At 55.6% G+C, this 6,552-nt stretch carries 5 protein-coding genes; 3 read left to right on the top strand and 2 right to left on the bottom strand.

Annotated features, from left to right (window positions below; all coding sequences use genetic code 11):
• Positions 1 to 220: 220 nt before the first annotated feature.
• The 3 genes from HMPREF2980_RS07885 to erm all read left to right on the top strand — a co-directional run bounded on the left by HMPREF2980_RS07885 (position 221) and on the right by erm (position 2,468).
• A complete protein-coding gene (locus HMPREF2980_RS07885) occupies positions 221 to 1,399 on the top strand; it encodes an IS256-like element IS1249 family transposase (RefSeq protein WP_005323424.1) in 1,179 nt (392 codons plus the stop codon).
• Between the two features lie 49 nt (positions 1,400 to 1,448).
• Positions 1,449 to 1,514: an erythromycin resistance leader peptide gene (locus HMPREF2980_RS09755; RefSeq protein ID WP_071569110.1), complete on the top strand. Its 66-nt coding sequence runs from the start codon at positions 1,449 to 1,451 to the stop codon at positions 1,512 to 1,514.
• 99 nt (positions 1,515 to 1,613) lie between these two features.
• Positions 1,614 to 2,468, top strand: coding sequence for a 23S ribosomal RNA methyltransferase Erm (erm, locus tag HMPREF2980_RS07880; RefSeq protein WP_070691292.1), 855 nt, complete (start codon positions 1,614 to 1,616; stop codon positions 2,466 to 2,468).
• 254 nt (positions 2,469 to 2,722) lie between these two features.
• Here the strand turns inward: erm and HMPREF2980_RS07875 are convergent, their stop codons facing one another.
• The gene (locus tag HMPREF2980_RS07875) at positions 2,723 to 4,033 is read right to left on the bottom strand and encodes an ISL3 family transposase (protein ID WP_049353248.1); all 1,311 of its coding nucleotides are present in this window, start codon (positions 4,031 to 4,033) and stop codon (positions 2,723 to 2,725) included.
• 195 nt (positions 4,034 to 4,228) lie between these two features.
• Positions 4,229 to 6,148, bottom strand: coding sequence for a tetracycline resistance ribosomal protection protein Tet(W) (tet(W), locus tag HMPREF2980_RS07870; RefSeq protein ID WP_070691289.1), 1,920 nt, complete (start codon positions 6,146 to 6,148; stop codon positions 4,229 to 4,231).
• Between the last annotated feature and the right edge of the window lie 404 nt (positions 6,149 to 6,552).

Here is a 6,552-nt window from a genome sequence, read left to right as displayed (position 1 = left end):
TGGGGATCGCCACGTCAATGGTGCCGACCCTGGTGTCCAAGGGCCGGTGGCGATACCCAGGGTTAAGGGTCAAAATGTGTGTCCGGAATCGCGGATTTTCACGGATTGACCTGTAGGTTTCCGGAAAGTATATGCTCCGGAAGCATATATCTAGCCCCCGACGGGAAATCCTCGGTGTGGCAGCCGTGATGTGCTATGCGCGGCGTGGTGTGGTGTCGCAATGTCGAAGAACCAACCACGCTGCCACTGCGGCGGTGAAATGAAACGCAACGGCACCACCAGCAAAGGCACCACCAGATGGCGCTGCAAACAATGCGGCGCCTCCAGCGTCAAACGTCGAAACGACATCACCAACGCGGCAGTGTTCACCCAGTTCATCGAGCATTGCACCACCGCAATATCACTCGACGACCTAGCCAAACGAAACGGTGTTAGCCGCGCCACCATGAAGCGGCGCTTCAAGTGGTGCTGGCTCGTTGATGTGCCTGACCCCACCGCCGGCCACCACAAGCGGATCTACGACCAGGTATTTCTCGATGGCACCTACACCGCCGGTGGCTGCCTGATCGTCGCGGCGACCATCGACCACGTGATCGCCTGGCACTGGTGCAAACACGAAACCACCCGCGACTACCAACTGCTGCTTGAACGCATCGAAGCCCCACTCATCGCCGTCATCGACGGCGGCCAAGGCGCATACAGCGCAATCAAAAAGTGCTGGCCGACTACGAAAATTCAACGCTGCCTCGTCCACGCCCAACGCGTGGTCCGCCGCTACACCACCACCAACCCACGCACCGATGCCGGGCGCACCATCTACCGACTTGCGCTGAAACTGACCCGGATCACCACACTGGATGAAGCCGCCGCGTGGGGTGTGCAACTGCACGAGTTTTCAACGATCTACCGGGAATGGATGAACGAGAAAACCATGATCAAAGACCCCAAAACAGGTGCATGGACCCGCGTGTGGACCCACCACAACGTGCGCAAGGCCTACAACAGCCTCAACCATCTTTGGCGGTCCGAGATGCTGTTTGTCTACCTCAACCCGCCAGCAGGAGTCCTTGCGCCCGAGCGGATCAAATCCACCACCAACAGCTTAGAAGGCGGCATCAACGCCCAGCTCAAACTGCTCGCCAGAACCCACCGCGGCAGATCAGGCGAACGACAACGCCGCATGCTGGATTGGTGGCTCTACTTAAAAACGGAACTGCCTGACGATCCAGTACGAATCGCCAGGCAGTCCGACTGGGGCCAGGGCCAACTCGCCAAAGTATCCACCCTGACCCAAACCGAGAACCAAGCCGACCACGAAACAGGACGCCCAGCCCTCTACGACAACGCTATCGACACCGACTACACCCACTCAATCGGCATTCAAAAAGGCCAAATCTAACCCCCGCGACACGCCGAGCCAGACACACATTTTGACCCTTAACCCTTTAATGGATATAATTAGACCCATGTTGATTTCAGGTACCGCTTTCTTGCGGTTGCGCACCAACCGCTAAGGCGGTTTCCTACCCCGTAGGTTAAAAACCGCTCCGGTCCTTTAGCCGGGCGGCTATTTGTCATGCCCGGCTCCATTTCAAATCCAAGGAGCACACCTGATGTCTGCATACGGACACGGCCGTCACGAGCATGGCCAAAATTTTCTCACCAACCACAAGATCATCAACTCCATCATCGACCTTGTGAAACAAACCTCCGGCCCCATCATTGAGATCGGACCAGGAAGCGGTGCCCTCACTCACCCGATGGCCCACTTGGGGAGGGCAATAACGGCAGTTGAGGTAGACGCAAAACTAGCTGCCAAACTCACAAAAAAGACCGCCTCGGCGTCGGTCGAAGTGGTCCATGATGATTTCCTCAACTTCCCGTTACCCGCCACTCCCTGCGTCATTGTGGGAAACATTCCCTTTCACCTCACCACTGCCATTCTTCGAAAGTTGCTGCATGCGCCAGCATGGACTGACGCTGTACTCCTCATGCAGTGGGAAGTCGCTCGCCGCCGGGCCGGGGTAGGCGCAAGCACGATGATGACAGCTCAGTGGTCCCCATGGTTCACGTTTCACCTTGGTTCCCGAGTACCAAGGTCTGCTTTCCGGCCACAGCCAAACGTTGACGGGGGGATCTTAGTGATCCGCCGGGTGGGTGACCCGAAGATCCCGATAGAGCAACGCAAAGCCTTTCAGGCGATGGTGCACACCGTTTTCACCGCCCGGGGACGCGGGATAGGGGAAATTCTCCGAAGGGCAGGGTTGTTTTCATCACGTTCAGAAACACAATCATGGTTGCGCTCGCGAGGAATCGACCCCGCGACCCTACCTCCCAGATTGCACACCAACGACTGGATCGATCTCTTCCAGGTGACTGGTTCCTCTCTACCTCACCATCGACCCATTTCACAATCGGGAAGTAGTCAACGCCCTCCTCAACGGAAAAACCGAAGCCGGCGGCGTTAATCCCCACCAAAACCGAAATCCACCAGTAGTACTAAAAGGGCTCTTCCGGTTTTAGAGTGCATTGATTAGTTCGCCGGGGTTCGGGCGTGGCACAAGATATTGGGGTCCTTGGCTTTGTAGGAAAAAGGTATCTAATCCATCCGTACAAAACTAAGGACCTACTGTGCAGCCTAACGGAAATGTCATCGTCGATACCATCTGCCGCACCGCAAAACTAGGAACTACTATCACCGGTGCCACAGAAAACGGGCTCTTCATAATTGGGGGTGTAGTTGGGGTCTGAATCCGCCGGTTTCGAGGAGGCAGCGGGTGATGTAGTGGGTGAGGTTACGGAACCCGAGGGCGGAGCCGCGTAGGTGTTCGAGGCGTCCGTTGATGGCTTCGGTAGGGCCATTGGAGGTGTGGGGGTGGTCGAAGTAAGCCAGGATGTCCCCGGCTCGGCGTTTGAGTGTCCTGCCCAGCGTGATGAGCTCGGTCAGACCCCTCGGTACACGCGTGGAGGTCAGGGTGTTGATTTCGGCTTCCATCAGGGCCTTACCCGCGTCCGTGTCGGGCGCGCGGTAGGCGTCGATGATGTTCTGGTAGGCGCTCCAAGTGACCTCGAGCGCGACGTGCTCCTCACCGGAAAACAGGTTGAGTAGTTGGTGCTGCTGGCGTGGCGTGAGCAGGCATGAGCGGGTGTGTAACATCCTGCGGGCCTTGTACAGGGGGTCGGTGGCACGCCCGCGCCGGTGGTGGAGTTCTTGCTGAATGCGTCTGCGACACTCATCCAAGGCGTTGCCAGCCAGGTGCACGACGTGGAAGGGGTCCATGACCGCCCTCGCGCCGGGGAGTTCTTCAGTGGCTGCGCTTTTGAACCCGGTGAATCCATCCATCGCGACGATCTCGATGCGGCTTCGCCACGTGTCGGGGCGGGAGGCCAGCCAGGTTTTGAAGACCTGCTTGGAGCGACCCGGGACCATGTCCAAGAGTCGGGAGGGGCCGCTGCGTTCTCGGATGGGTGTCAAGTCCAAGATAACGGTGACGTATTTGTCTCCGTAGGGGGTGTGGCGCCACACGTGTTCATCCACCCCGATGACACGCACGCCATCGAACCGAGTTGGATCATTGATCAGTAGACGCTGGCCTTCACCCAGGACAGCGGTGTTGGCGGTATTCCAGGACACACCGAGGGCCTGGGAGATACGCGCCACCGTCAAATGATGAACGACCAGCCCAGTGAGCGCCCAGCGCACCGCCGCACGCGAGAGCTTGGCGCGCGGATCGGCCGCTTGGCTCATATCTTGACGCCACACATGGGCGCACTCCTGGCACCGGTAGCGGCGCACGCTCACGTGCAAGATCGTGGGGCGCCACCCGTAAGGCTCGTGCGCCAAGCGCCTGATCACCGTGTCACGCGACTCGCCCTGGCATCCGCAGCGTCGACACCACCGGTCCTCACCAGCAATCCGGCAAGCCAACACTGCATGGTCTGGCCACATGCGCTGGCCCGTCACTTCCAGGCCCAGGTCATCCAGGCGCGTGAACGCGCTCAGGTCAGGGCGATCAAAGATAGTATTGGCCATGTCGAGGTCTTTCAGATGGACGGTGTAGCAATCTCCATCATCGGAAGACCTCGACCCCTACCCGGCCACGACACGCCCAACCCCGCCCACAACACCTACACCCTCAAATGCGAAGAGCCATTAAATCTTCCTTACTATATTCCATTGTTACCCTCCATAACTTCTGATTGTTGCCGTCTTGACGATTATGTATCTTTACATTACCTTCTGAAACATATGGCGCACCTTGTCCAGGCGGCTGTTTGGACGGCGGGGCTGGATGACCGGCTGACCGACAGCGGCCTGATACCCTTTCAGTTCTGTAAGGCATACGCTCCGCCCGTTGGTGTAAAAGGCCAGATCAGTACGGTATGCCTGTATACAGCGGGCGGGAATCTCGCCAGTAAAGACAACTTCATCCTTTTTTACCTGGACCGTTTCGATGGTGGCACAGTATTTCGGTGCATCATGATAAGCCCTGGAAAGATATTCCCGGGGCGCATAGAGGGTGAAGGAGAGATAAGGTTCCAGCAGTTGCGTCCCTGATTCCTTCAATGCCTGTTCCAATACAATCGGGGCCAATGAGCGGAAGTCCGCCGGCGTGCTGACCGGACTGTAATAAAGCCCGTATTCAAAGCAAATCTTACAGTCCGTTACGTTCCAGCCGAACAAGCCCTGCTCCAGCCCGTAACGGATACCATCCCTGACAGCGTTTTGAAAACTCTGGTTCAAGTATCCCAGCGAAACCCGGCTCTCGTATTGTACACCGGAGCCAAGCGGGAGTGGTGTAACAGACAGTCCGATGGATGCCCAAAACGGGTTGGGCGGCACCTCGATATGGATGGTGTGGCTGGCTGCTTTGAGCGGCCGCTCCATATAAATGACGGTGGGTTCCTTTACCACTGTTTCAAGCTTGTATTTTTCCGACAGCAAAGCGGAAACAACCTCCAACTGCACCCGGCCCAAAAAAGAAAGAATGATCTCATGGGTGATGGAATCCACCTCGCAGCGCAAAAGCGGGTCAGTATCCGCAAGTTGCGTAAGAGCGTCCAGCAGCCGTTCTCTTTGCGCTGCCGTTTTCGGCGCAATCGACGTCCGCAGCATGGGGAGGGGGTCCTCACGCCACCTTTTACGAGGGAGCCGGGTTGGGTCCCCTAATACATCGTTTAACCTCACGCTGTCGCTGGGAAGGATAACAATTTCACCCGGATAAGCGGTGTCTGTCCGAACAATTTCCCCTTTGGATGGAATACGCATCTCTGTGATTTTCAGCTTTTCTCTCCCGGCCAGGGCCACCGTATCCCGCAGGCGCAGCGTTCCGCTGTATAACCGTAGATAGACACGCCGCTGGCCGCAATCGGTGTACTCAACCTTGAAAACGCTGCCGCATAGGGCGGCGCCCCCCTGTTCCCCAATCGGTTGGAACAGCCCTGTCACCGCATCCATCAACGGTTGAATGCCAAGGCCATTTTTGGCGCTGCCATGATAGACTGGGAACAGGGAGGCGTCTTGAACCCGCTGCTGTTCCTCCCGCGCAAGTTTTTCCCGGCTGATTGGTTCTCCTGCGATATACTTTTCCAATAATTCATCGTTATTTTCGATGACCGCATCCCATGCTTCTATGTCGGTATTTTCCTCCAGGACTATTTCCGGGGACAGCGACACCGTCTGCTTGATGATAATATCGGCGGAGAGCTTATCCCGAACAGACTGAACCACGCTCTGCAAATCAACGCCAGCCTGGTCGATCTTGTTGATAAAGATAACGGTGGGAATGTTCATTTTCCGCAGGGCATTGAACAGAATACGGGTCTGGGCCTGCACGCCATCTTTAGCGGAGATCACCAAGATGGCCCCATCTAAAACAGCCAAAGAGCGGTACACCTCCGCCAAAAAATCCATGTGGCCGGGCGTATCCACAATGTTAACTTTACATCTGTGCCACTGGAAGGAAGTGACTGCCGCTTGAATGGTAATCCCACGCTGCCGCTCCAAAAACATGGTGTCCGTCCTCGTTGTCCCTTTTTCGACGCTCCCCGGTTCTGAAATGGCTCCGCTGGCATATAGCAGGCTCTCCGTCAAGGTCGTCTTTCCAGCGTCTACATGGGCAAGAATTCCAATATTGATTATTTTCATGTGATTGTCCTCCCTTTACAGCCCCAAAGGGCATAAAAATCCCCAGCAGTAAAATACTTTTACCACTGGGGATTATAAGTTGCGGACATACACATATACAGCATACACCTGTTTGTGATTGCTGTTTTTGGGGATATGTCAAAATTGATAAGGCAAAAGTATTCTTAAATTGGGTACAAAAAACTAAGCCCCTACAAAAGGAGCTATCATAATCCTTTGTTCCCACTATTTGATTATAGTTTTATTTAAGAATACCTTGCCGCATATTTTTTACTCCTTTTCTGGATTAAATCATTGTATCACATCAGTTTTAGGAAAGCAAGTAGGTCAAGTCCTGTGGAGTGGTGTAATCGTTTTGTGTCCTTCGGAGTGGGTTATGCGCTGAGTTGGAGTGGGGTGTCCTC

It is taken from the genome of Rothia sp. HMSC076D04 (genome assembly GCF_001814645.1).
In the GTDB taxonomy this organism is placed as follows: domain Bacteria; phylum Actinomycetota; class Actinomycetes; order Actinomycetales; family Micrococcaceae; genus Rothia; species Rothia mucilaginosa.
Note: the sequence above shows the minus strand (reverse complement) of the source record. Positions and strands in the feature narration are given on the sequence as shown.

What these genes read in the sequence shown, in the direction of transcription:
- HMPREF2980_RS07875 (WP_049353248.1), bottom strand. Translation starts at nt 4,033, where the DNA reads ATGGCCAATACTATCTTTGATCGCCCTGACCTGAGCGCGTTCACGCGC.
- HMPREF2980_RS07885 (WP_005323424.1), top strand. Translation starts at nt 221, where the DNA reads ATGTCGAAGAACCAACCACGCTGCCACTGCGGCGGTGAAATGAAACGC.
- erm (WP_070691292.1), top strand. Translation starts at nt 1,614, where the DNA reads ATGTCTGCATACGGACACGGCCGTCACGAGCATGGCCAAAATTTTCTC.